The organism is Streptomyces sp. NBC_00454, from assembly GCF_041434015.1.
GTDB lineage: Bacteria > Actinomycetota > Actinomycetes > Streptomycetales > Streptomycetaceae > Streptomyces.
Genome location: NZ_CP107907.1, coordinates 6,149,147 through 6,171,476, shown reverse-complemented (window position 1 = coordinate 6,171,476; position 22,330 = coordinate 6,149,147). Strand labels below are relative to the sequence as shown.

Genomic DNA, 22,330 nt, shown 5'->3' with positions numbered 1-22,330 from the left:
CGCTCGTTTCGCGGTGACCCGGACGGGCACAGGTATAGTCCACTTCCGCTCCTGTGAGCAAGATCATGTACCGGTATGCGCCCCGGCTTTTCCGAGTTGAGACCTCACCGTCACCTGACCAGCACCGTCGGAGCCACCCACAAAAACGGAAGGGCCGTACCCCCTTAACGGGGGTACGGCCCTTTGGTGCCGGTATGTGCTCAGCCGCGGCTGTGCTTATCCACGGATGAGGTTACGGAGCACGTACTGCATGATGCCGCCGTTGCGGTAGTAGTCCGCCTCACCCGGGGTGTCGATGCGGACGACCGCGTCGAACTCCACGCCGGTTTCGGTGGTGACCTTGACCGTGCGCGGGGTGGTGCCGTTGTTCAGCTCCTCGACACCGGTGAAGGAGAAGGTCTCTTCACCCGTGAGGCCCAGGGAGGCCGCCGTGACGCCCTCGGGGTACTGGAGCGGGAGAACACCCATGCCGATCAGGTTCGAGCGGTGGATGCGCTCGTAGGACTCCGCGATGACGGCCTTGACGCCGAGCAGCGCGGTGCCCTTGGCCGCCCAGTCGCGGGACGAGCCCGAGCCGTACTCCTTGCCCGACAGGATGACCAGCGGGATGCCGGCGGCCTGGTAGTTCTGCGAGGCGTCGTAGATGAAGGAGACGGGCGCGCCCTCGACGGTGAAGTCGCGGGTGAAGCCGCCCTCGGTGCCGGCCGCGATCTGGTTGCGGAGGCGAATGTTGGCGAAGGTACCGCGGATCATGACCTCGTGGTTGCCGCGGCGGGAACCGTACGAGTTGAAGTCGCGGCGCTCGACGCCGTGCTCCGTGAGGTACTTGCCGGCCGGGGTGTCGGCCTTGATCGCACCCGCCGGGGAGATGTGGTCGGTGGTGACCGAGTCGCCCAGCTTCGCCAGCACGCGGGCGCCGGCGATGTCGGAGACCGGGGTGGTCTCCATCGTCATGCCCTCGAAGTAGGGGGGCTTGCGCACGTAGGTGGACTGCGGGTCCCACTCGAAGGTGTTGCCCGTCGGGATCTCCAGCGCCTGCCACTGGGCGTCGCCCGCGAAGACGTCCTGGTAGGACTTGCTGAACATGTCCTCGCCGATGGCGTTCGCCACGACGTCGTTGACCTCGGCCTCGGAGGGCCAGATGTCCGCGAGGAAGACCGGCTTGCCCTCGAGGTCCGTGCCCAGGGCGTCCTTGGTGATGTCCACCTTCATGGAGCCCGCGATGGCGTACGCGACGACCAGCGGCGGGGAGGCCAGGTAGTTCATCTTGACGTCGGGGTTGATGCGGCCCTCGAAGTTGCGGTTGCCCGAGAGCACCGAGGTGACCGCGAGGTCGTGCTCGTTGATCGCCTTCGAGATCTCCTCGTCCAGCGGACCGGAGTTGCCGATGCAGGTGGTGCAGCCGTACCCGACGAGGTTGAAGCCCATCTTGTCGAGGTACGGGGTCAGGCCGGCCTTGTCGAAGTAGTCGGTGACGACCTTCGAACCGGGGGCCAGGGTGGTCTTGACCCAGGGCTTGCGGGTCAGGCCCTTCTCGGTCGCCTTCTTCGCCACGAGCGCGGCCGCGACCATGACGTAGGGGTTCGAGGTGTTGGTGCACGAGGTGATCGCGGCGACCGTGACGGCGCCGTGGTCGATCTCGAAGGAGGTGCCGTCGGCCAGGGTGACCAGGGTCGGGCGGCTCGGGACACCGTTGGTGGAGGCCGGGGCGTCGGAGGCCGGGAAGGACTCCTTGCCCGCCTCGTCGTCGTCCTCGACGTAGTTGCGCACGTCCTGCGCGAACTGCTGCGAGGCGTTGGCGAGGACGATGCGGTCCTGCGGGCGCTTCGGGCCGGCGATGGAGGGGACGACCGTGGAGAGGTCGAGCTCCAGCTTCTCGGAGAAGTCCGGCTCGGCGGCCGGGTCCAGCCACAGGCCCTGGGCCTTGGCGTACGCCTCGACGAGCGCGACCTGCTGGGCGTCGCGTCCGGTCAGGCGCAGGTACTTCAGCGTCTCGTCGTCGATCGGGAAGATCGCGGCGGTGGAGCCGAACTCCGGCGACATGTTGCCGATGGTGGCGCGGTTCGCGAGCGAGGTGGCGGCGACGCCCTGGCCGTAGAACTCGACGAACTTGCCGACGACGCCGTGCTTGCGGAGCATCTCGGTGATGGTCAGCACGAGGTCGGTGGCGGTGGTGCCGGCCGGCAGCTCGCCGGTCAGCTTGAAGCCGACGACGCGCGGGATCAGCATGGAGACCGGCTGGCCGAGCATCGCGGCCTCGGCCTCGATGCCGCCGACGCCCCAGCCCAGCACGCCCAGGCCGTTGACCATGGTGGTGTGCGAGTCGGTGCCGACGAGGGTGTCGGGGTACGCCTGGCCGTTACGGACCATGACCGTGCGGGCCAGGTGCTCGATGTTGACCTGGTGGACGATGCCGGTGCCCGGGGGGACGACCTTGAAGTCGTCGAAGGCGGTCTGGCCCCAGCGCAGGAACTGGTAGCGCTCCTTGTTGCGGCCGTACTCCAGCTCGACGTTCTGCGCGAAGGCTTCCTTCGTGCCGAACTTGTCGGCGATGACCGAGTGGTCGATGACCATCTCGGCGGGCGAGAGCGGGTTGATCTTCGCCGGGTCGCCGCCGAGGGCCTTCACGGCCTCGCGCATGGTGGCGAGGTCGACAACGCAGGGGACGCCGGTGAAGTCCTGCATGATCACGCGGGCCGGCGTGAACTGGATTTCCTCGCTGGGCTGGGCCTGCGAGTCCCAGTTTCCGAGCGACCGGATGTGGTCGGCGGTGATGTTCGCGCCGTCCTCGGTACGGAGCAGGTTCTCCAGCAGGACCTTCAGGCTGTAGGGAAGGCGGGCAGAGCCCTCGACCTTGTCCAGCTTGAAGATCTCGTACGACTCGTCGCCCACCTGCAGCGTGCTGCGGGCGTCGAAGCTGTTCGCCGACACGACAGTCTCCTTCATGCATGAATTCGCGCGTATTACCGCAATCCTGCCGCGCGGCACTCTGGCCAATCCGCTAAGGTGAGGCTAAGTTAGGTAACCCTTACCAGCGGGACGGCTGCGGTACGTCCGGGGCAGATATCTCGATGTCGAGATAACTCTAGTACATGTGCGGGGGCTGGGACGAGGCACGCACCCGCAGGCCCGCCGGTACCGTCAGCTGACCAGGCGATTCCACATGTCCGGATTCGACGAGCTTGACCAGCACTGACACGGCCGTGGCGGCGATCCGGTCCGGATCGAAGGTGACGGTGGTCACGGCGGGTTCGTTCTCGGCGTAGGCCGGATCCTCGCTCGCGCACACCAGCAGCAGGCCCTCCACCCCGGATCCGGCGCTCCCCGCCCGGCCCGGTATCGCGATGCCGTGGCGGGCCGCCGCGGCCAGCACCTGGCGGCCCCCCGGGTCGTATACGCAGTAGACGGCGTCGGGCCGGTCCGGTCCCGTGAAAGCGGGGTCGAAGGCGTGCCCGGCCGCGTCGTTCGGGTCGAAGGGGACCACGAGCGGGGCCCGGCCGTGCGAGGCGCACCAGTGTTCATAGGCTGAGGTGACGGCCTCGGTGTAGAACTCCCGGCCGTACCCCGAGTGCAGGGCGATCCGCCGGGCGCCGGATCGCGCCAGGTGGTCCAGTACCTCGTGGGTGGTGGCGGTGTGGTCGTTGTCCACCCACACGTCCCCCGGCCGGGGATCGGGCGGGCGCCCGTCGAAGACCACCGGCAGGCCGCGCGCCCGCAGCGCGCGCAGCACCGGGTCGTCGGCCGGGGTGTCGAGCAGCAGCATCCCGTCCACCGCGAGCTGGTGCCACAGCGGCTCGGCGCCCCGGTCGGCGGGCAGGGTGGTCAGGGCGTAGCCGTGGGCGTGGGCGGCCGAGGTGGCGGCGGTGAGCAGCCGGGAGAAGTAGGCGATCCGCGCGAAGTCCCAGGCGAAGCCCGCGTACGTGGTCACCGCGACGCCCAGGCTGCGGTTGTGCGGGCCGCGCCGGGCTCCGTAGCCGAGGGCGCCGGCCACCTCGCGGACCCGCCGGCGGGTGGACTCGCCGAGCCGGCCGGTGCCGTTGAGCGCGTGCGAGACCGTCGCGGTGGACACCTCGGCGGCGCGCGCGATGTCGGCGAGGGTCGGACCGGGTACGGGGGCGGGCGCGGGCATCGGGGTGGGCACGGGGCCGGGGAAGAGGCCGGGGGCGGGGGTGGGCACGGCGCCATCGTACGGATTTCGTCGGTGGAACCGGGTTCTGGTTAAGCCCTTAATCAAACAGCGTCCTGGCCACACCAACGTTTGGAGTGGGCATGCAGTCTTCTTCCTCCCCCCTGTCCCGCCGGGGGCTCCTCGCCGCCGGGGCCGCCGCAGGGGCCGCCGGCGCCGCGGGTCTGCTGGGCGCGGCCCCCGCCTCCGCCGCCCCTTCCGGCGGGCGGGGTTCGGCCGCCCTGGTGATCCACAACGCCTCCGTGTACACCGGGACCGGCGGCCGGGCGCCCGTACGGGCCGTCGCGGTCGGGCGGGACGGGAAGATCCTGGCCACCGGGACCGACGCGGCCCTGCGCCGGTACATCGGCCGGGACACCGAGGTGGTCGACGCCCGCGGCAACACCGTGATGAGCGGCATCCACGACGGGCACGTGCACCCGCTCGGCGCGGGCGAGCGCTCGCTCTCCCCCTCCCTGGAGAGCGCGGAGACCACCCTGGCCGACCTCCAGGCGATCTTGACCGGCTTCCTCGCCGACACGGGCGGCGCGGCCGCCGAGCCGGACCGCTGGCTGGTGGTGGAGGACTGGAACCCGGTCGGGCTGCTGCCCTCGGGCACCCTTCCGCACCACGACATGCTGGACGCCCTGCCGACCCGGCGGCCGATCGCCCTGGTCGGCGGCGACGGGCACAACCTGTGGGCCAACCAGCGGGCCCTGGACATCGCCGGGATCACGGCGGCCACCCCCGACCCCGTCGGCGGCCAAGTGGTCAAGGGCGCCGACGGCAGGCCCACGGGTGTCCTCAAGGACGACGCGCAGGGCCTGGTGAAGCGCCACGTGCCGGAGCCCACCCGGGCCGAACTGGTCGCGGCCTGCGCCAAGGTGCTGGAACTGGCGGCCGCGTCCGGGGTGACGACGATGATGGACGCCCTGGTGGGGCGGCACGAACTCGAGCTGTACCAGGCCCTCTCGGCGGCGGGCAGGCTGCCGCAGCGGATCGTGCCGGCGATCCGGCTGGACGCGGAGCAGGCCAAGGACCCGGCCGCCTCGCTGGCCTACGCGCGGGGGCTGCGGCGGGAGTTCGAGGGCGTGCGCGGACTCCGGTTCGGGATGATCAAAGTGTTCCTCGACGGGGTCATCGAGTACCCGGCGCAGACGGCCGCGCTGCTGGAGCCGTACCTCGACGGGAACGGCAAGCCGACCGGGAACCGGGGCGAGCTCTACACCTCGGCGGCCGACTACGGCCGGCTCAGCGCCGCCTTCAACCGGGCGGGCTGGCAGATGCACGCCCACGGGCTCGGGGACCGGGCGGTGCGCACCGCCCTGGACGGGTACGCGTACGCCCGGCGGGTGACGGGCAGCCGGGACGCCCGCAACGCGGTGGCCCACCTGCAGATCGTGGACCCGGCGGACCTACGGCGCTTCGCGCAGCTGGGTGTCGCGGCGTGCATGCAGCTCCAGTGGGCGAGCGAGGACACCTGGACGATGGAGGCGCTGCTCCCGTACATCGGGCCCGAGCGGCACCGGTGGATGTACCCGGCGCGCAGCCTGGAGAAGGCGGGGGCGCGGCTGACGGGCGGCTCCGACTGGCCGGTGGACGCCCTTCAGGTGTGGAACCAGCTGCGGACGGCGATCGACCGGCAGGGCGCCTTCGGGTCGGGCGCCCTTCACCCGGAGAAGGAGGCGCTGAGCCGGGACACCACGTTGCGGATGCACACGTCGGGAACGGCGTGGCAACTGCGCCAGGAGGAGCTGACCGGCACGGTGGAGGCCGGGAAGGCGGCGGACCTGGTGGTGCTGGACCGGGACGTGACGCGCTGCCCGGTGGCCGACATCAGCGGCACGGGGGTCCGGCTGACCCTGGTCGGGGGCCGAGTGGTGCACGACGCGGATTCGGCGTCGGGGCGGGCGGCTTCGGCGCGGGTGGCGGGCGCCGCTTCGGGCCCGCGCCCGGCCGCGTACGCGTCGGTGCACGCCGGTGGCAGGCACCACGCCTGCGGGCACTGAGGGGTTGAGCGGTTGAAGGGTTGAGGCGCCCGGGGGCCGGGGCTTCGGGCTTCGGGCTTCGGGCTTCGGGCACCTCAACCCGCGAGGCCGTGGCGGGCGATCCAGGCCGTGACGGCCGCGGCGATCTCCTCGGGCCGGTCCTCCGGGCAGAGGTGGGCGGCGGCGCCGCAGTACTCGGTCTCCAGCGCCGAGACGTTCTGCGCGCACCACTCGGCCTCCCGCGGGCCGATCATCAGGGTGGGTGAGCCGTCGAAAGTGAGGAGCAGCTTGGGGACTTCAGGGCTGGCGGACAGCCAGGCGTCGTACTCCTTTACCCGGCTGACGACGTCGGCGGGTTCACCGTCGAGCGGCATGGAGCGGGCCCACTGAAGCATGGGCCGACGGGTTCCGGGCGTCGGGTAGGGGGCGGCGTAGACGGCGTGGTCCGCCTCGGCGAGCGGGCCGGACAGGATCGTCCTGGAGAGCCCGTCCTCGATGAAGAGGTTGCGTTCGAGGACCATCTCCTCCCCCGTGCCCGGCGTGCGCAGGGCTTCGAACCGGGAGCGGGCGGCGGGCGGGAACTCCTCCCAGCTCATCGGCCGCAGGATCGTCTCCATGAAGGCGATGCCGCGGACCCCCTCCGGATGCCGGGCCGCCCGGTCGAAGGCGAGCGCCCCGCCCCAGTCCTGGCCGACGAGGACGACCTCGTCCAGCCCCAGGGCCTCGAACCAGGCGTCGAGGTAGCGGGCGTGGTCGGCGAAGCGGTAGTCGCCGCCCGGCTTGCCGGAGCGACCCATTCCGATGAGGTCGGGGGCGAGGACGCGGACCCGGCCCCGGCTCCCGGCCACGCCGCCGATCCGGGGCAGCACCCCGCGCCACAGGTGGGAGGAGGTGGGGTTGCCGTGCAGGAAGACGACGGCGGCACCTTCGGCCCCCGCGCCCAGTTCCTCGTAGTGCATCGTCGAGTCGAGTACGTCGATCGTGGGCATGGAGGGCCCCTCTCAATTCGTTGACGTGACGAACGTTAGTGACACAAACATTAGTGCCACGAATGAATTTAGATCGTTAGTGTCACCAACGCAAGAGGTAGGATCCCGGCATGACCACGGAAGAGGAGCAGGCCGCCGCCGTCCCGGCGCGACTCCGGGAACTGCCCAGCCGACTGCTCGCACAGGCCTCGGCGCACGCCCAGCGGTTCGTCATCGAGGGACTGAACGGGGCAGATGCCCGCAAATGGCACTACGCGGCCCTGGTCGCCCTGGACGAGTTCGGACCGGCCAGCCAGGCCACCCTGAGCGGCCGCACCGGCATCCACCGCAGCGACCTGGTCGCCGTCATCAACGAACTCGCGGAACGCGAACTGGTCGAGCGGACCCCCGACCCCGCCGACCGGCGGCGCAACGTCATCACCCTCACACCGCCCGGCCGGCGCCGGCTGCGCAAGCTGGAACAGCTGCTCGCCGCGGCCCAGGAAGAGTTGCTGTCCCCTTTGTCCGTACCGGAGCGCGAGCAGCTCACCCGACTGCTCGGCCGGCTCGTCGACCACCACGCGCGCTCCGGCCCCGATATGGGAGCTGACGCCGGATAACACCCGTCTGCCACACCCAGCGCGAGCGTCATCTCATATCTGAGATACGGTGCAGCCATGGGAGACGACTACCTCGTACGCATCGGCAAGCTCATCCGTGACGCCCGGCAGCACCGGGGCTGGACACAGAGTCAGCTCGCCGACGCGCTCGGAACCAGCCAGAGCGCCGTGAACCGGATCGAGCGCGGCAACCAGAACATCAGCCTCGAGATGATCGCGCGCATCGGGGAAGCCCTCGACAGCGAAATCGTCTCGCTGGGCTACGCCGGCCCGATGCACCTGCGCGTGGTCGGCGGCCGCCGCCTGTCCGGTGCGATCGACGTCAAGACGAGCAAGAACGCGTGCGTGGCCCTGCTGTGCGCCTCGCTGCTCAACAAGGGCCGTACGGTGCTGCGCCGCGTCGCCCGCATCGAGGAGGTCTACCGCCTCCTTGAGGTCCTGAACTCCATCGGAGTCCGCACCCGCTGGATCAACGACGGCGTCGACCTGGAACTCGTACCGCCGGCCCGCCTCGACATGGACGCCATGGACGCGGACGCGGCCCGCCGCACCCGCAGCATCATCATGTTCCTCGGTCCCCTCCTCCACCGGATGGACCACTTCAAGCTGCCCTACGCGGGCGGCTGCGACCTCGGCACCCGCACCATCGAGCCGCACATGATCGCCCTGCGCCGCTTCGGCCTGGACATCACCGCGACCGAGGGCATCTACCACGCCCAGGTCGAGGCCGGGATCTCCCCGGACCGCCCGATCGTGCTGACCGAGCGCGGGGACACCGTCACCGAGAACGCACTGCTGGCCGCCGCCCGGCACGACGGCACCACGGTCATCCGCAACGCCTCGTCCAACTACATGGTCCAGGACCTGTGCTTCTTCCTGGAGGCCCTCGGCGTCCGGGTGGACGGGGTCGGCACCACGACCCTGACGGTCCACGGCGTCCCGAACATCGACGTGGACGTCGACTACTCCCCCTCCGAGGACCCGGTCGAGGCGATGAGCCTGCTGGCCGCGGCGGTCGTCACGGAATCCGAACTCACCATCCGCCGGGTCCCGATCGAGTTCATGGAGATCGAGCTCGCGGTCCTGGAGGAGATGGGCCTCGACCACGACCGCTCGGCGGAGTACACCGCCGACAACGGCCGCACCCGGCTGGTGGACCTCACCGTCCGCCCGTCGAAGCTCGAAGCCCCGATCGACAAGATCCACCCGATGCCCTTCCCCGGGCTGAACATCGACAACGTCCCGTTCTTCGCGGCCATCGCGGCCGTGGCCCAGGGTCAGACCCTGATCCACGACTGGGTGTACGACAACCGCGCCATCTACCTCACGGACCTCAACCGCCTCGGCGGCCGCCTCCAGCTCCTGGACCCCCACCGCGTCCTGGTCGAGGGCCCGACCCGCTGGCGCGCCGCGGAAATGATGTGCCCCCCGGCCCTGCGCCCGGCGGTGGTCGTCCTCCTGGCGATGATGGCGGCCGAGGGCACCTCGGTCCTGCGCAACGTCTACGTCATCAACCGCGGCTACGAGGAACTGGCGGAACGCCTGAACTCGGTGGGCGCCCAGATCGAGATCTTCAGGGACATCTAGGGGTTCGCCGGGCGCCCGGCTGGAGGGCCTCCCCCCGACGGGTCAGTCGGGGGGAGGCAGACGCACAGGGACCCACCTCGTCATCGAGTCCCAGGCGTCCAGAGCGTCCGTCAGGACTTCCACGGTGGGCGGGGAATCGGGTCCGACGATGCTCGCCGCGATGAGCACCATTCCTCCGTACTGCTGCACCAGTGCAATGAACTCCTCAGTCGCAGGAGCGCTCCAGAGCTCGCCGAGCGTTGCCACCGCGACCTCACCGGGACCGGTGAATGCCCAAGCACGCCCGTCGGACGACCTGGGCGGCAATCCGGACCACAGCGGCTGGAGGTGGAGCGCTTCAGCGCGGGCCGACCGGGGCCCGGAAGCGGACGTGGCCGTCCAGCGGTCCCCGCTGTGGACCAACTGCGCCACCTCGAGAGAGGGGTTGACCACGAGAGTGGGAACGAGCAGGTCGTTCCGCTCCCCCACCGGCACTCCGGCGGTGAAGGCCGTCCAGCTGATGCCGGCCTCTTTGGCCACATTGATCAGGGCCGAATCGTTCCAGTGCGGATACCGGCACAGTCCGAAGTGGAAGAGCCGTGCGTCGGCCCAGCTGTGCTGGTCGTCCACATGGAGTGCCGGAACGCCGTCGCCCAGCGGGTATCCGCAGTCCTGGCAGTCGCCGGCCCAGAGCAACTGCATGAGGGAACGGGCTTCCTCCTGCCCGAGTCTGTCCAGGCAGTCCTGGCTGAAGGCCAGGTGCGGGAGCCCGGCCGAGCCGTCCGCGGCCTCCAGGACCACCCAGTCCGACGGGTGGCCGTGCTCCCGTGCCCGGCTCCACCACTCCTCCCCCAGCCGGACGTTGCCGAAGGAGTACGCGGTCACGCCGGCCATCAGGCAGCCGATGGGGTCGCCCAGATTCCCCTGCTTGACCGCCGCATCGTAGGCACGCGAGACGTAGGCGTTCGCCGTCTCGTGGTCGCTTCTGCGCAGGAGGACGCCGGCGTACGAGAGCGCGGCGAACGGGATCTCACCGTCCGCGGCAATCCTCAGGGCCTCGACGGCTTCGTCCGACTGCCACTTCGACCTCAGCCAGTCCGAGTAGTGCAGTGCGCTCCCAGGATCGCCGGCCTCGGTACCGCGCTTCCAGAGCGCTATCGCCTCGGCCTGGTTCCCCAGCTTTTCGTGGACCAGGCCGAGGGCGCCGATCGACTCCCTCTCCCCGCCCTCGATCGCACGCTCGTACCACTCCAGTGCCGCCTCCAGATCCCCCTTCGCGAAGGACAGGGCACCCATGTTGTGAGCCCCGGTGGAGTCGCCCAGGCGGAAAACGCGCTCGAAGCAGCGGCCGGCACCGTCATAGTCCTTCTCCAGGGCCAGCAGCGCGCCCAGGTTGATCAAGCCGTCGGGATCGTCCGCCTCCGCAAGGGGGTGGAGCACCTCCTTGGCCACGTCCGGCCGGCCCGCCACCCTCGCGACGGTCGACACCAGCACACGGCGCGTGTCGTCCACGATGCGCAGGGCCTCGTCCCACACCTGGCCCGGGAGCTCGCTCGGACGGGACCGGCGCGCGGCGTCGGACACAAGGTAGTCGAACGGCTTCCACGTTCCTCCCCGGCCCGGAACCAGGGGGCTGGTCACGCCCAGCACGATCCTGGACGCCCAGTCCCAGGCTTCCTCCATGCCTTCCGGCCGCAGCGCCGGGCCGCCCGCCTGGTCGAGGAAGTGCGCGTGGAGGCGTTCCAGGGACTCCGTCGCCAGCGCAGTGTCCACACCTGTGCGGGCGAGGGCGACGGCGGCCGCGACGAGAGCGGCACCCCGGGGGTTGCCTTTCACCCGGGAAGCGGCCTTCCACCGCTTGAGGACCTGCGGTCCCGCCGCGAGGTACTCCGCCACCCCATGTGCCCTGTCGGCGTTCAGTGCCGCAACGATGCGCGGATCCTCGCGCGACGACGCAGCCCGCCGCTCGTCGTCGGTCCAGATCCGGTCCAGGGTTACGTGATGCGCTGCGCGGATCACTCTGCCCGGCGAGGACGGCAGGCGCGGCCCGGTGCCCCGCGAGAGCGACGGGCCGTCCTCCTCATCCGTGTAGTGCTCGTGGAACTCGGTGCGCAGCGTGGCGAGCACGACCGTGCCGCGGCGGACGAGCCGGTCGAGCAGGGACGGCGTCAGCCCGTCGGACCGCAGGTAGTGGTGCAGGTCGTCGAGCCATACGAGCTTCTCCTGATCACTTCCGGAAGAAGAATGCAGGAAGGACAGGTCGACGTCGGGGTCCGGCTTGCAGACCGACCGGTCCCGGAAATTGCGGACCATGCCTTCGAACAGGGCCCTCGACTTGCCCGCGGCCGAATCCCCTGTCAGCAGCAGCATGCCGCCCGTTTCCGCCAGCGCTTCGAGCCGGGCGTCCACCTGCGCATCGACGCGGCGCGGCACGTACTCCACGACGTCCGGGTGGTCGGCGGCATCCGGCGCGCGATGAACACCGAAGGAGACCGGGTGGGCGTCGGCGACGGGGAGCCAGTCGCCTTCGCGGGAGGCGGAGGCCTCGTGCCCCACCTGCGGCGCCGGCCTGCCGATCTCCACCGCCTCGGGCCGCAGCCCCGCAGCTGCCTCCACCGCCCGCTGGAAGCCGGCATCGGCCACCACGACGGAGATGGGAACGGCTTCCACCCGTGCGTGAGCCCACTGCCCCGGGTCCCCGGAGACCACGCCGATCAGGTACTCGCCGGCGAAGAGCGCGGCACCCGACATCCCCTGCCACGGCGATGCGCCGGGGGTGCCGGCCGCGGGCGGCGGGGCGTGGGAACTGTCCAGGACGTAGCGGCCGCGCAGGACGGACGACCCCGGCTTCAGCGTGCCCACGATCTGCTCGGTGTCCGGCCTCGTCCCGTCCCGGAGCGAGATGCGCGGGTAGCCCACCGCTTCGCAGTTCTCCCAGGCGGCCAAGCCGGTTGTCCGGCCCCACCGGACGTCGGACATCCGGCACGTCGTGGCGTCCCTGACCAGGTCTTCGTCCGCTTCGAGCAGGGCCGCGTCGCACGACTCGTCGTAGCGGCGCCACACGAGGCGGCAGCTGCGCGTCCCAGTCCCTCCGGGGACGGCGACGCGAGCAGCCCCGTCCTCCCCTTCGAACAGGTGCGCCGAGGTGAGCACCAGGCGGGAGTCCAGTAGGAAGCCGCTGCCCTGCCGTGCTCCCTGAACGATGGCGATGCGTTCGACGGACCGGGCGCTCATCCGCCGCGCAGTCCGGACGGATGCTCGAAGTCACCCATGTCGACTTCGGCCTGATTTCCGATCTCGATCGGCCCGCCGTTGACCGAGTCCTTCGGCTTCAGCTTCACGGACACCTTGTGGACGGCGTTCTGCGCCACCCCCACCTGGGCGTCGCCGGAGACCACCCAGGCCTTGAACCCCGCCTTGACCGTCGCGTCGCGCCGCAGCTCGACCGAGAAGTCCAGAGTGATCTCGTCGACCTCGAACCTGACGCGCTGGCCGTCCGCGGCGTGCACGGAGGCCATCAGCTGATCCCGCAAGCCCTGTACGGCCTCCGCGAGTTCCACGTTCTCCAACGGATCGCGCACGTCTCCGACTCCCCCACTCGGTCCATCGTCAACCGCTACCACTATCACATTGTCCCTGGCACGAAACGGCGATCCGGAGAGGGCGGGGCTCGGTGCGTCAGGCGGCTGCTCGTAGTGTTGGCGTATGAACATTTGCGTCTTCCTCTCGGCCGCCGACCTCGACGAGCGCTACACCGGACCGGCCCGGGAGTTCGCCGAACTCCTCGGCAAGGGCGGTCACACGCTGGTGTGGGGCGGCTCCGAGAGCGGCTTGATGAAGGTCGTCGCGGACGGCGTCCAGGCGGCGGGGGGCCGGCTCGTGGGCGTATCGGTCGGCTTCCTGGCGGCCAGCGCCCGCAAGAACGCCGACGAGATGGTGATCGCCGGCGACCTCGCCGAACGCAAGGCGCTGCTGCTGGCCAAGGCCGACGCGGTCGCGATCATGGTCGGTGGGACCGGGACGCTGGACGAGGCGACCGAGATCCTGGAGCTCAAGAAGCACGGAAAGACCACGAAGCCGGTGGTGCTCCTCAACACGGCGGGGTTCTACGACGGCCTCAAGACGCAGTTCCGGCGGATGGAGGAGGAGGGGTTCCTGCCGGTGCCCCTGACCGACCTGGTCTTCTTCGCCGACGACGCCGAGACGGCGCTCGCCCATCTGGTGGAGAACGCGGGCGCGTAGCCGCCACCAGGCCGCCGTCCCGTAACTCCGTTGCGTTGTCCGGGACATGAGGATCAGCGAAGCCTGCGTCACCACGAAGACCGGACGTCATGCAGTAGGCCTGCACATCGGCGCCCTGGCCGAGGACGCCCCCTGATCTTTCGGGACCTTCTGAGCGAGCTCGCCGTCCTGATCGCCGACGGCGTCTACCCGCCCGGCTCACCGGAGATCCACCCGCTCGCCGACGGACCCGCTGTCCTCCAGCGGCTCGAATCCCGCCTGACCCAGGGCAAGCACGCGCTGGATCCTTGGAGTTGAGGGGAATTGGGGCCGGGGTGGGGCGCTTCCTGCGTACCGATCAGTACGAGTTCGCTCTTCTGTACGCTTCCCTGGCCCCCCACGCTCCGTGTCGCCAGAAGGACTTCCTGTGAGCTACCAGCCGTACCCGCCGCCCTACCAGCACCCGCACGCGCCGGTGCGGCGATGGTGGCAGCACCCGGCACTGATCATCACCCTGCTGGTCGTCATCCCGCCCGTCGGCATCGCGCTGGTCTGGCTGAGCCAGTGGGACCAGAAGAAGAAGATCATCGCTACGGTGCTGGCGGGCCTCTGGTTCCTGGCGCCCCTCCTCGCCTCCGACCCGCCGAAGAAGTCCGCGGACGATGCCAAGCCGCAGTCGGCCGTCACCGTCCAAGCCACGCCCTCGGCGAGTGCCTCGCCCACGCCCGTACCCACGCCGAGCGCGGACCCGCTCATGCCCGTCGTCGTGGGCAAGCCGTTCGGGGAGGCGGAGAAGGCCGTCGAGGACCTGGTCGACACCGAACTCGCCGTCCTGAGCGCGTACGCGGACGTGGAGGTTCCCGCCGCCCACGCGGACTGGGTCGTCTGCTTCCAGGGCCCCGAGGGAGGAGCGAAGCTCGTGGCCAGGACCGCGAGCACCAGCGTGCACCTCGTGGCCCCCGGCACGGCGTGCCCGGCCGGGAAGGGCACCGCCCTCCACCCGAAGCCGACGCCGACGCCGACGCCGACGCCCACCCAGGACGACGACACCGGTACCGGCGGCACGTCGTCCTCGACCGGCGGCACGTCGTCCTCGGGGGGTTCCTCGACCGGCGGCTCCAGCGGCACCGTCCGGACACCGGGCGCCTTCTGCTCCCCGGCCGGCGCCACAGGCGTTTCGAAGACGGGCAAGGCCCTCGTGTGCGGGCCCGCCTCCGACGGCAAGAACCGCTGGCACTCCTGACCGCCGCGCCGCACCCGCAGGAGCGGCCGGGACGGACGACAGTGTCCCGCCCCGCCGCTCCTGCAAGGCGGTGGGTCAGCCCGGGTAGTTGGTGCGCCAGGGCTCGTAGTGCGGGTTGTCCTGGCACTCGTCCATGATCTCGACCTTCTTCACCGTGTCGACCCGGCAGACGGCCACGATGAACGAGCGCTCGATGCCGCCCGGGAAAGCCACCTCGACCTGGCGGGCGTACTTGTGGGTGTCGCCGATGGTCTGGTTGACGTCCACCCCGCCGGGGGCGTCGATGTAGTAATTCCAGCCGCTCTTCCAGGACTTGTAAAGGTCGTGGTCATAGGTCGTGGAGACGTACGGGGAGGGCTGGTTGACCAGGACGTAACTCTCGATGTCGTACTGGCCGTTGCGGACGTCCCTGGGGAGGAAGCCCTCCTCGAAGACCACCTCCGGCGGGCGGCCGTCCGAGCGGTAGAGCTGCTTGCAGTTGATCCGCCAGGACGGGGACGGGGTGATCCGCTCGATCTCGACGCTGTCGTCGGCGGCGGCGAAGAGGTGGTTCTGGACCCGGGGGCAGGAGTTCGCGGGCGCCGCCGCATGGACGGAGGCGGAGGCGGAAACCGGCGGCAACAAGGCTGCGGCGAGGACGGTCGCGAGCGCGACGACACGGCGGCGCAGAGCAGAGGTGATCATGGCCTCACCCTGGCGGCCTCGCGCCGCCCGCAGGGGGATCCTCACCCGAAGGTGAGCGTGTCGGCCGCCTGGGCCCGACTCCCTTGATTGCGGCCCAAGTTGGAGGCGGAACGATCCTTCGCCGGAGCACGGCGCCCCCCGCGTGACTAAGCTACGGCGGTTGCATGCCGTTGATCTGGGGGTCATTCATGTTTCACCGTCGGGGCGTCGCCATAGCGACCGCCGTGGGGGCCGTCGTACTGCTCGTCTCCGGGTGCCAGGACTCGGCCGCGCCGAAGGGTGCCGACAAGCCGAGGGGTACGCCCACGCCGACCTCCACCGCCGGACCCTCGATGCCCGCGCTCGTCGGCAAGAAGCACGCCGAGGCCGAGATCCTCGTCAAGCAGGTGATCACCAAGGCGCCAGAGGTCCGCAGTGCGTACGTCGATGTCCCGCTGGCCGCCGACCACGCGCAGTGGGCGGTCTGCTTCCAGACTCCGGCGGCAGCCACTTCCGTGGTGGGCACCACCTCCGTCGAGATCTCCCTCACCGCGCCCGGGATCCCGTGCCCGGAGCAGGCGGGCGCCACCCTGCACCCGACCAAGGCCCCGAGCCGCCCGTCGACCCCGACCCCGGGCGCCCCGAAGCCGAAGTCAAGCCCGACTCCGGCTCCCGGCCCCAAGGACGTCACCTACAAGAACTGCGACGAGGCCAAGGCCGCCGGCGCGGCCCCCATCCGGCGCGGCCAGCCCGGCTACGGCAAGCACCTCGACCGGGACAACGACGGCATCGCCTGCGACAAGTAGGAAGGCCGGGGGCAGGCAGGAAAGCCGGGAGAAGGGGTGCGCGCGGCGGCGGTATTCGGCCGGATGCCGCGGCACCCCTCCCCCGGGGCCGCGCCCGCCTGGAGAATCGGCCCGTCGGCACAGTTCTGAGGGCGGAGCCATGGCAGCAACGGGAACAGCACGGACAGGCGCGGAGACCGGTAAGGAGATCCCCCGGCTCGCGGGCGTACCGCTGCTCGGGTCCCTCGCCGACCTCAGGGCGGATTCGCTCGGTACGTATCTGCGCGCGCACCACGAGCACGGCGACGTCGTCCGGATCACGGCCGGGCCGCCGGGACTGCGCGCCGAGCTGACGTGCGTGTTCTCGCCGGAGGGGGTCCAGCAGGTGCTGGCATCGCAGGCGGCCAACTTCCGCAAGGACAACGCCGTCTACCAAGAGGTCCGGGACGCCCTCGGCAACGGCCTGCTGACCAGCCAGGACGAGGACTACCTGCGCCAACGTCGGCTGGTCCAGCCGCTGTTCACCAAGCGCCGGGTGGACGGGTACGCCGAGGCCGTCGCCTCGGAGACCGCATCGACCCTCAGCGCCTGGGAGCGGTCCCCGGACGGCATCGTCGACGTCTCGGACGAGATGATGGTCCTCGCCCTGCGCGCGGTGGCCCGGATCCTCTTCGGCGCCGATGTCGAAGCCACCGTCGACGTCGTGGACCGATGCTTTCCGGTCATCACCGAGTACGTGCTGCGCCGCGGCTACTCCCCCGTGAACGTCCCCCGCACCTGGCCCACTCCGGGCAACAAGCGGGCGGCGGCCGCGCTGGAGGAGCTGTACGGGGTCTGCGACAAGATCGTCGCCGAGCGCCGGGGAGGTCCCTCAGCCGATGCCCACGCCACCGGCGCCGAAGGCGAAGGCAAGGGTGAGGGCGAGGACCTGCTGTCGCTGCTCGCGGCCGCCACGAGCACGCAGGACGCCGAGTTCGACGCCACCGAACTGCGCGAACAGGTACTGATCTTCTTGCTCGCGGGACACGAGACGACCGCCACCTCGCTCTCCTTCTCCCTCCATCTGCTGGCCCGCCACCCCGAGTTGCAGGACCGGGCCCGCGCCGAGATCGCCGAGGTCCTGGACGACCGTACGCCCGGGGCCGCCGACCTCGACCGCCTCCCGTACCTCACCCAGGTGCTCAAGGAGGCCATGCGGCTCTACCCGGCCGCCCCGGTCATCGGCCGCCGCTCGGTCGCGGCGGCCGAGGTGGACGGCCACACCATCCCGGCGGGCGCGGACGTGATCCTGGCTCCGTGGGTGACCCACCGCCACCCCCGGTACTGGCCGGACCCGGAGCGCTTCGACCCCGACCGGTTCACCCCGGAGGCGGAGGCGGCCAGGCCCCGTTACGCCTGGTTCCCCTTCGGCGGGGGCCCGCGCGCCTGCATCGGTCAGCACTTCTCGATGCTGGAGTCGGTGATCGCGCTGGCGATGATCCTGCGGGAGTACGAGTTCGAGGCCGTGGACACCGAGATCGCGGTGTCCGCCGGGATCACCCTGAACTCCGTGGGCCCGGCGCGCTGCCGGATCCGGCGCGTGGGCGCCTGAGGCCGCGCGGGCGCCTGCGGCCGCCTGGGGACACCGCGCGGCCGCACCGCCCCAATTCCTGGACTCGTACCGGCACCTGCGGCCATCATGGCCCGATGGAAGAGGAGATTCCGGGGAGGTTGTCCCCGTATGTACGCCGGCCACCGCGCCCACTGCTCCCGGGTGCGCCGGCCCGGCCTCCCCTGCGGCGCCGGCTGCGTGGGTTCTTCCCCTTCCGGTTCCTGACCGCGCTGCCCGACGACCTCGCCGACGCCGCGGCCGCGCTCCTGGACCCCGTGGAGCGCGCCGCCCGGCTGGCCGGCCGACTGTTGCACGGCCCCGCCCTGCGCGGGGGCTGGCGCAGCGAGGCCGGGGCGCTCGCCCTGGTGCTGTACGGGTTCCACTGGACGCGCTGGCAGTGCGACGGGCCCGGTCCCCGCGCCACCTTCGGCGCGGAGCCGGGCAAGCTGGCCGTCCGCCCGCCCTGGGACCGCTCGGCCCCCTCCCGCCCGGTCCACGTCGCGGCCGCCGCCGTACGCCGTTCCCCGCGACCGCACCGCCGTACCCGCGTCGACCTGGGCTTCCCCGACGGTTCGCGGCTCTCCCTGAGCATGGACACCCCGCGGGACGCGGCCCGGCTGCGCGCGGCCCTGTCCGCCAACTGCCGGGCGTAGCTCAGGCCTTCGTCGCGGCGGGAGCGTGGTTGCCCTGGAGGCGGGCGAGGTCCGAGGGTCTGACCTGGATGACGAAGAGCGCGATCAGCGCCGTGACCAGGGTGAACGCGGCTGCCGCCACGAAGGCGGCGCTGACTCCCGAGGTGAGGACCTGATCGCTCCACGGCTTCGGGAACTGTTTGGTGCGTGCGAAGAAGGCCTTCTGCTCCGGCGTGGAGTCGCGCAGGAAGGAACCCACCTGGTCCTTGGCCTCGTTGCGGCTGGCCGTGCCGAACACCGTGACCAGGATGGACAGTCCGAGCGAGCCACCCACCTGCTGCATCGAGTTGAGCAGCCCGGAGGCCGCGCCCGACTCCCGGTCGGGGACGTTCGAGAGCGCCATCAGGGTCAGGGACACGAACTGCTGACCCATGCCCGCGCTGAAGAGCAGCATCGGTCCCAGGATGCTGCCCAGGTACGTCGAGTGGATGTCGGTCTGCGTGAGCCAGGCCAGTCCGGCGGCCGCACACAGGGATCCCGACACCATGAAGGGCTTGGGCCCCAGTTTCGGGAGCAGTTGGGAGGTGATCCCCGCGAACACCGCGACCATCACGCTGACCGGCAGGAAGGCGAGCCCGGCGCGCAGCGGGCTGAAGCCCAGCACGTTCTGCACGAACAGGGTCAGGAAGAAGAACATGCCGAAGATGGCGCAGGCGAAGAAGAGCATGATCGCGTAGGTTCCGGCCCGGTTGCGGTCCGCGAACATGTGGAGCGGGGTGATCGGCTGTGGCGAGCGCCGCTCGTTGACGACGAAGAGGCAGAGCAGGACCACGGCCGCCGCGAAGGAGACCAGCGTCAGCCCGTCCCGCCAGCCCTCCTGGGAGGCGCGGATGAACCCGTAGACCAGGGCGACCATGCCGATCGTGGAGAGCAGGGCGCCCGCGAGGTCGAAGTGTCCGGGATGGCGTTCGGACTCGCGGATCACCTTGGGGGTGGCCAGGGCGATCAGCAGGGCGATGGGGACGTTGACGAAGAGCACCCACCGCCAGTTGAGCCACTCCACGAGGAGGCCGCCCGCGAGCAGCCCGATCGCGCCGCCGCCCGCAGAGACGCCGGCGAACACGCCGAACGCCCGGTTGCGTTCGGGGCCTTCCTTGAAGGTGGTGGTGATCAGCGCGAGCGCGGTCGGTGAGGCGATGGCGCCGCCGACGCCCTGGAGGGCGCGGGCGCCCATCAACTGGCCCGCGTTCTGGGCGAGTCCGCCCAGCAGCGAGGCCAGGCCGAAGAGCAGTACGCCGAACATGAAGACGCGTCGCCGGCCGAGGATGTCGCCGGTGCGCCCGCCGAGGAGCAGCAGGCCGCCGAAGGTGAGGGTGTAGGCGTTGACCACCCAGGACAGGCTCTCCGTGGAGAAGCCGAGGGCCGTCTGGATGTGCGGCAGCGCGATGTTCACGATGGTGATGTCGAGAACGACCATGAGTTGACAGGAGGCGATCACGAGCAGGGCGAGCCCGTGTCCGCTTCCTCGGACCTTGCCGTTGGTCCCAGTGCTGGTGCTGCTCGGCGTAGCGTTCCGGTCCACCTTTTCGACGCTAAGCCCGTACCCCAAGGGTCACCACTCGAACGGCCTAGTCTATGTGGCATGTGTTATGTGCTATTTCACATGACACACTGGCCCCATGGATCGCATGGATGACTTCCTCAGGCTCTCCGCGAGCACCGCCCGGTTCACCTACGGCGCCCCGCGCGCCTTCGCCTTCGGCGACGAAGGCCGGCTCCTCTGGTTCCTCCGCTCCACCGGACCCACGGACCCCCTCGACTCCCTCTGGGTCCTGGACACCGCCACCGGCACCGAGACCCGCCTTGCCGACCCCCGCGAACTGTGCCCCGAGCTGGACTCCGCGGCCGCGGCCCCGCCCCTGCCCGTCGCCGAGCGCCGCCTGCGCGAGCGGACCCGGCTCGTGGCGGCCGGGATCGGCTCGTACGCGCTCTCCGGCGACGGCCTGCGCGCGGTGTTCCCGCTGTACGGGCGGCTGTACGAGGTCACGTGCCCGGCCGGAGCGGAACGCGGCGCGGAGCCCGGGCAGCCCGCCCAGCCCGCTCAGCCCAAGGAGGTCCCCGTCGCCGGGCCCGCCTTCGATCCCCGCCCCGACGCCGACGGCTCCCGCATCGCCTACGTCGCCGACGACGCCCTGTACACCGCCCCCGGCGGCCGGATCAGCCCCGAGGACGGAGCCCGCTGGGGCGTCGCCGAGTTCGCCGCCGCCGAGGAGCTCGGGCGCTCCCGGGGGCACTGGTGGTCCCCGGACGGGGAAAGCCTGCTCGCCGCCCGCGTCGACGAATCCGCCCTCCAGCGGCGCTGGTTCGCCGACCCGGCGCACCCGGAGCTGGCGGCCGAGGACTTCGCGTACCCCGAGGCGGGCGGCCCCAACGCGGACGTCCAGCTGTGGGTCCTCGGACCGGGCCGCGACCCCGTACGCCTCGACTGGGACGCGCAGACCTACCCGTACCTCTCCGACGCCGGCTGGGAGTCGCCCGGGGAGATCCTGCTGACCGTCCAGGACCGGCTCCAGCAGCACGTCCTGCTGCTCTCCGCCGACCCGGCCACCGGGCGGACCCGGGAGCTGTCGCGCACCACCGACCCCCGGTGGGTGGACCCCATGGTCCCCGGCACCCCGGCGCGCCTGGCCGACGGGCGGATGCTGACCAGCGCCGACACCCCCGACGGCGCCGCCCGCGGGCTCGCGGTGGACGGGGTGCTCCTGACCGGCGACGGGTTCCAGGTCCGCCGGGTCGCCGGGGCCCACGGGGACCGGCTGCTGATCGAGGGCGCCCGGCGCGACCCCTCCGAGCAGCAGGTGTTCTTCCTGGATCCGGACTCCGGCGAGCTGAGCCCGCTCGCGGACGGACCCGGGGTCCACTCGGTCCAGGGATCCGGCGGGGCGCTGCTGCTCACCTCTGCCTCCGCGGACGGCATCCGGCGGGTCCTGCGGAGCGCGGACGGGCGGGAGTTCACTCCGCAGGACTTCTCGCAGGCGATGCCGTACCGGGTGGTTCCGGTGCTGGAGCGGGTCACCGAGCACGAGATCCCCACCGCGCTCGTGCTGCCGCGCGGGCACGTACCCGGCACCCGGCTGCCCGTACTCCTCGACAGCTACGGCGGCCCCGGCGCACAGGACGTCTGCGCGGAGCCGCGGCGCTGGCAGCACCGGCAGTGGTGGGCCGACCAGGGCTTCGCCGTGGTGACCATCGACAACCGGGGCACGGCGTACGTCTCCCCGCGGTTCACGCACGCCATGTACCGGGGGTTCTCGGACGTCACCCTGGACGACCAGGTCGCAGCCCTGCTCGCGCTCGGGGAGCGCCACGCCGACCTCGACCTGGACCGGGTCGGGATCCGCGGGTGGTCGTACGGCGGGTACCTGTCCGCGCTCGCGGTGCTGCGGCGGCCGGACGTCTTCCACGCGGCCGCCGCGGGGGCCGCGCCGACGGACATGCGGCACTACGACACCGCGTACACGGAGCGGTACCTGGGCCTGCCGGCGGAGAATCCCGAGGTGTACGAGCGGGACTCGCTGATCGCGGACGCGGAGGGGCTTTCGCGGCCGCTGCTGCTGGTGACGGGGCTGGCCGATGACAATGTGCATCCTTCGCACACGCTGCGGTTGTCGCGGGCGCTGACGGATGCGGGGCGTCCGCATCAGCTGCTCGCGCTGCCTGGGGTCACTCACATGACCCCGGGCGGGGTGCGGGAGAAGATCATGGTGCAGGAACTGGCGTTCTTCCGGCGGGAGCTGGGCCTCTGCCTCTGACTGGCGCGGGTGGGGGGCGGGTCCCGGCTGCGGGTGCGCCGCTGCGCGGGGCCCGTCCCCTACCCGCCCTTCCACC

At 71.1% G+C, this 22,330-nt stretch carries 16 protein-coding genes; 9 read left to right on the top strand and 7 right to left on the bottom strand.

The features are described 5' to 3' along the window. Window positions 1-216: 216 nt before the first annotated feature. Both acnA and OHU74_RS28335 read right to left on the bottom strand, forming a co-directional pair. Entirely contained in the window at window positions 217-2,946 is a 2,730-nt protein-coding gene (gene acnA / locus OHU74_RS28340) for an aconitate hydratase AcnA (RefSeq protein WP_371618483.1), read from the bottom strand. 139 nt (window positions 2,947-3,085) lie between these two features. Continuing rightward, window positions 3,086-4,177, bottom strand: a complete 1,092-nt coding sequence (locus OHU74_RS28335; RefSeq protein WP_371618482.1) for a LacI family DNA-binding transcriptional regulator — start codon at window positions 4,175-4,177, stop codon at window positions 3,086-3,088. A gap of 92 nt (window positions 4,178-4,269) precedes the next feature. Here OHU74_RS28335 and OHU74_RS28330 point away from each other — a divergent pair, with 92 nt between their 5' ends. Continuing rightward, complete coding sequence (locus OHU74_RS28330) at window positions 4,270-6,174, top strand: amidohydrolase (RefSeq protein ID WP_371618481.1); 1,905 nt, start codon at window positions 4,270-4,272, stop codon at window positions 6,172-6,174. Between the two features lie 74 nt (window positions 6,175-6,248). On the opposite strand, the gene OHU74_RS28325 is transcribed toward OHU74_RS28330, so the two are convergent. Beyond that, window positions 6,249-7,142 carry a haloalkane dehalogenase gene (locus OHU74_RS28325; protein ID WP_371618480.1) on the bottom strand — a complete coding sequence of 298 codons (894 nt, stop codon included), beginning with the start codon at window positions 7,140-7,142 and terminating at the stop codon, window positions 6,249-6,251. Between the two features lie 110 nt (window positions 7,143-7,252). Here OHU74_RS28325 and OHU74_RS28320 point away from each other — a divergent pair, with 110 nt between their 5' ends. Together OHU74_RS28320 and OHU74_RS28315 are read left to right on the top strand one after the other, a co-directional pair. Beyond that, window positions 7,253-7,741 (top strand): MarR family winged helix-turn-helix transcriptional regulator, encoded by a 489-nt coding sequence (locus tag OHU74_RS28320; protein ID WP_371618479.1) that lies wholly within the window; start codon window positions 7,253-7,255, stop codon window positions 7,739-7,741. 57 nt (window positions 7,742-7,798) lie between these two features. Then, entirely contained in the window at window positions 7,799-9,328 is a 1,530-nt protein-coding gene (locus OHU74_RS28315) for a UDP-N-acetylglucosamine 1-carboxyvinyltransferase (protein ID WP_330299143.1), read from the top strand. Between the two features lie 42 nt (window positions 9,329-9,370). Here the strand turns inward: OHU74_RS28315 and OHU74_RS28310 are convergent, their stop codons facing one another. Continuing rightward, complete coding sequence (locus OHU74_RS28310) at window positions 9,371-12,541, bottom strand: trypsin-like peptidase domain-containing protein (RefSeq protein ID WP_371618478.1); 3,171 nt, start codon at window positions 12,539-12,541, stop codon at window positions 9,371-9,373. Then, window positions 12,538-12,888, bottom strand: coding sequence for a trypco2 family protein (locus OHU74_RS28305; protein WP_371618477.1), 351 nt, complete (start codon window positions 12,886-12,888; stop codon window positions 12,538-12,540). The genes OHU74_RS28310 and OHU74_RS28305 overlap by 4 nt, the downstream gene beginning before the upstream one ends. A gap of 124 nt (window positions 12,889-13,012) precedes the next feature. Between OHU74_RS28305 and OHU74_RS28300 the strand changes: the two genes are divergently transcribed. Then, complete coding sequence (locus OHU74_RS28300; RefSeq protein WP_371618476.1) at window positions 13,013-13,549, top strand: TIGR00730 family Rossman fold protein; 537 nt, start codon at window positions 13,013-13,015, stop codon at window positions 13,547-13,549. A gap of 406 nt (window positions 13,550-13,955) precedes the next feature. Continuing rightward, window positions 13,956-14,771 carry a hypothetical protein gene (locus OHU74_RS28295; protein ID WP_371618475.1) on the top strand — a complete coding sequence of 272 codons (816 nt, stop codon included), beginning with the start codon at window positions 13,956-13,958 and terminating at the stop codon, window positions 14,769-14,771. 75 nt (window positions 14,772-14,846) lie between these two features. Here the strand turns inward: OHU74_RS28295 and OHU74_RS28290 are convergent, their stop codons facing one another. After that, window positions 14,847-15,455 carry an ADP-ribosyltransferase gene (locus OHU74_RS28290; protein WP_371618474.1) on the bottom strand — a complete coding sequence of 203 codons (609 nt, stop codon included), beginning with the start codon at window positions 15,453-15,455 and terminating at the stop codon, window positions 14,847-14,849. Between the two features lie 188 nt (window positions 15,456-15,643). Between OHU74_RS28290 and OHU74_RS28285 the strand changes: the two genes are divergently transcribed. The 3 genes from OHU74_RS28285 to OHU74_RS28275 all read left to right on the top strand — a co-directional run bounded on the left by OHU74_RS28285 (window position 15,644) and on the right by OHU74_RS28275 (window position 18,463). Beyond that, a complete protein-coding gene (locus OHU74_RS28285; protein WP_371618473.1) occupies window positions 15,644-16,240 on the top strand; it encodes an excalibur calcium-binding domain-containing protein in 597 nt (198 codons plus the stop codon). Between the two features lie 139 nt (window positions 16,241-16,379). After that, window positions 16,380-17,810, top strand: a complete 1,431-nt coding sequence (locus OHU74_RS28280; RefSeq protein ID WP_371618472.1) for a cytochrome P450 — start codon at window positions 16,380-16,382, stop codon at window positions 17,808-17,810. Between the two features lie 95 nt (window positions 17,811-17,905). Then, the gene (locus OHU74_RS28275) at window positions 17,906-18,463 is read left to right on the top strand and encodes a hypothetical protein (RefSeq protein ID WP_371618471.1); all 558 of its coding nucleotides are present in this window, start codon (window positions 17,906-17,908) and stop codon (window positions 18,461-18,463) included. Window position 18,464: 1 nt separating this feature from the next. On the opposite strand, the gene OHU74_RS28270 is transcribed toward OHU74_RS28275, so the two are convergent. Continuing rightward, on the bottom strand, window positions 18,465-20,024 hold the full coding sequence (locus tag OHU74_RS28270; RefSeq protein WP_371618470.1) for an MFS transporter: 1,560 nt from the start codon (window positions 20,022-20,024) through the stop codon (window positions 18,465-18,467). A 97-nt stretch (window positions 20,025-20,121) separates the two neighbouring features. Between OHU74_RS28270 and OHU74_RS28265 the strand changes: the two genes are divergently transcribed. Then, window positions 20,122-22,254, top strand: a complete 2,133-nt coding sequence (locus OHU74_RS28265; RefSeq protein WP_371618469.1) for a prolyl oligopeptidase family serine peptidase — start codon at window positions 20,122-20,124, stop codon at window positions 22,252-22,254. Window positions 22,255-22,330 lie beyond the last annotated feature (76 nt).

Coding starts and splice junctions, on each gene's coding strand:
- OHU74_RS28310 (WP_371618478.1), bottom strand. CDS start 12,541: ATGAGCGCCCGGTCCGTCGAACGCATCGCCATCGTTCAGGGAGCACGG.
- OHU74_RS28280 (WP_371618472.1), top strand. CDS start 16,380: ATGGCAGCAACGGGAACAGCACGGACAGGCGCGGAGACCGGTAAGGAG.
- OHU74_RS28325 (WP_371618480.1), bottom strand. CDS start 7,142: ATGCCCACGATCGACGTACTCGACTCGACGATGCACTACGAGGAACTG.
- OHU74_RS28285 (WP_371618473.1), top strand. CDS start 15,644: ATGTTTCACCGTCGGGGCGTCGCCATAGCGACCGCCGTGGGGGCCGTC.
- OHU74_RS28315 (WP_330299143.1), top strand. CDS start 7,799: ATGGGAGACGACTACCTCGTACGCATCGGCAAGCTCATCCGTGACGCC.
- OHU74_RS28330 (WP_371618481.1), top strand. CDS start 4,270: ATGCAGTCTTCTTCCTCCCCCCTGTCCCGCCGGGGGCTCCTCGCCGCC.
- OHU74_RS28300 (WP_371618476.1), top strand. CDS start 13,013: ATGAACATTTGCGTCTTCCTCTCGGCCGCCGACCTCGACGAGCGCTAC.
- OHU74_RS28290 (WP_371618474.1), bottom strand. CDS start 15,455: ATGATCACCTCTGCTCTGCGCCGCCGTGTCGTCGCGCTCGCGACCGTC.
- OHU74_RS28265 (WP_371618469.1), top strand. CDS start 20,122: ATGGATCGCATGGATGACTTCCTCAGGCTCTCCGCGAGCACCGCCCGG.
- OHU74_RS28275 (WP_371618471.1), top strand. CDS start 17,906: ATGGAAGAGGAGATTCCGGGGAGGTTGTCCCCGTATGTACGCCGGCCA.
- OHU74_RS28320 (WP_371618479.1), top strand. CDS start 7,253: ATGACCACGGAAGAGGAGCAGGCCGCCGCCGTCCCGGCGCGACTCCGG.
- acnA (WP_371618483.1), bottom strand. CDS start 2,946: ATGAAGGAGACTGTCGTGTCGGCGAACAGCTTCGACGCCCGCAGCACG.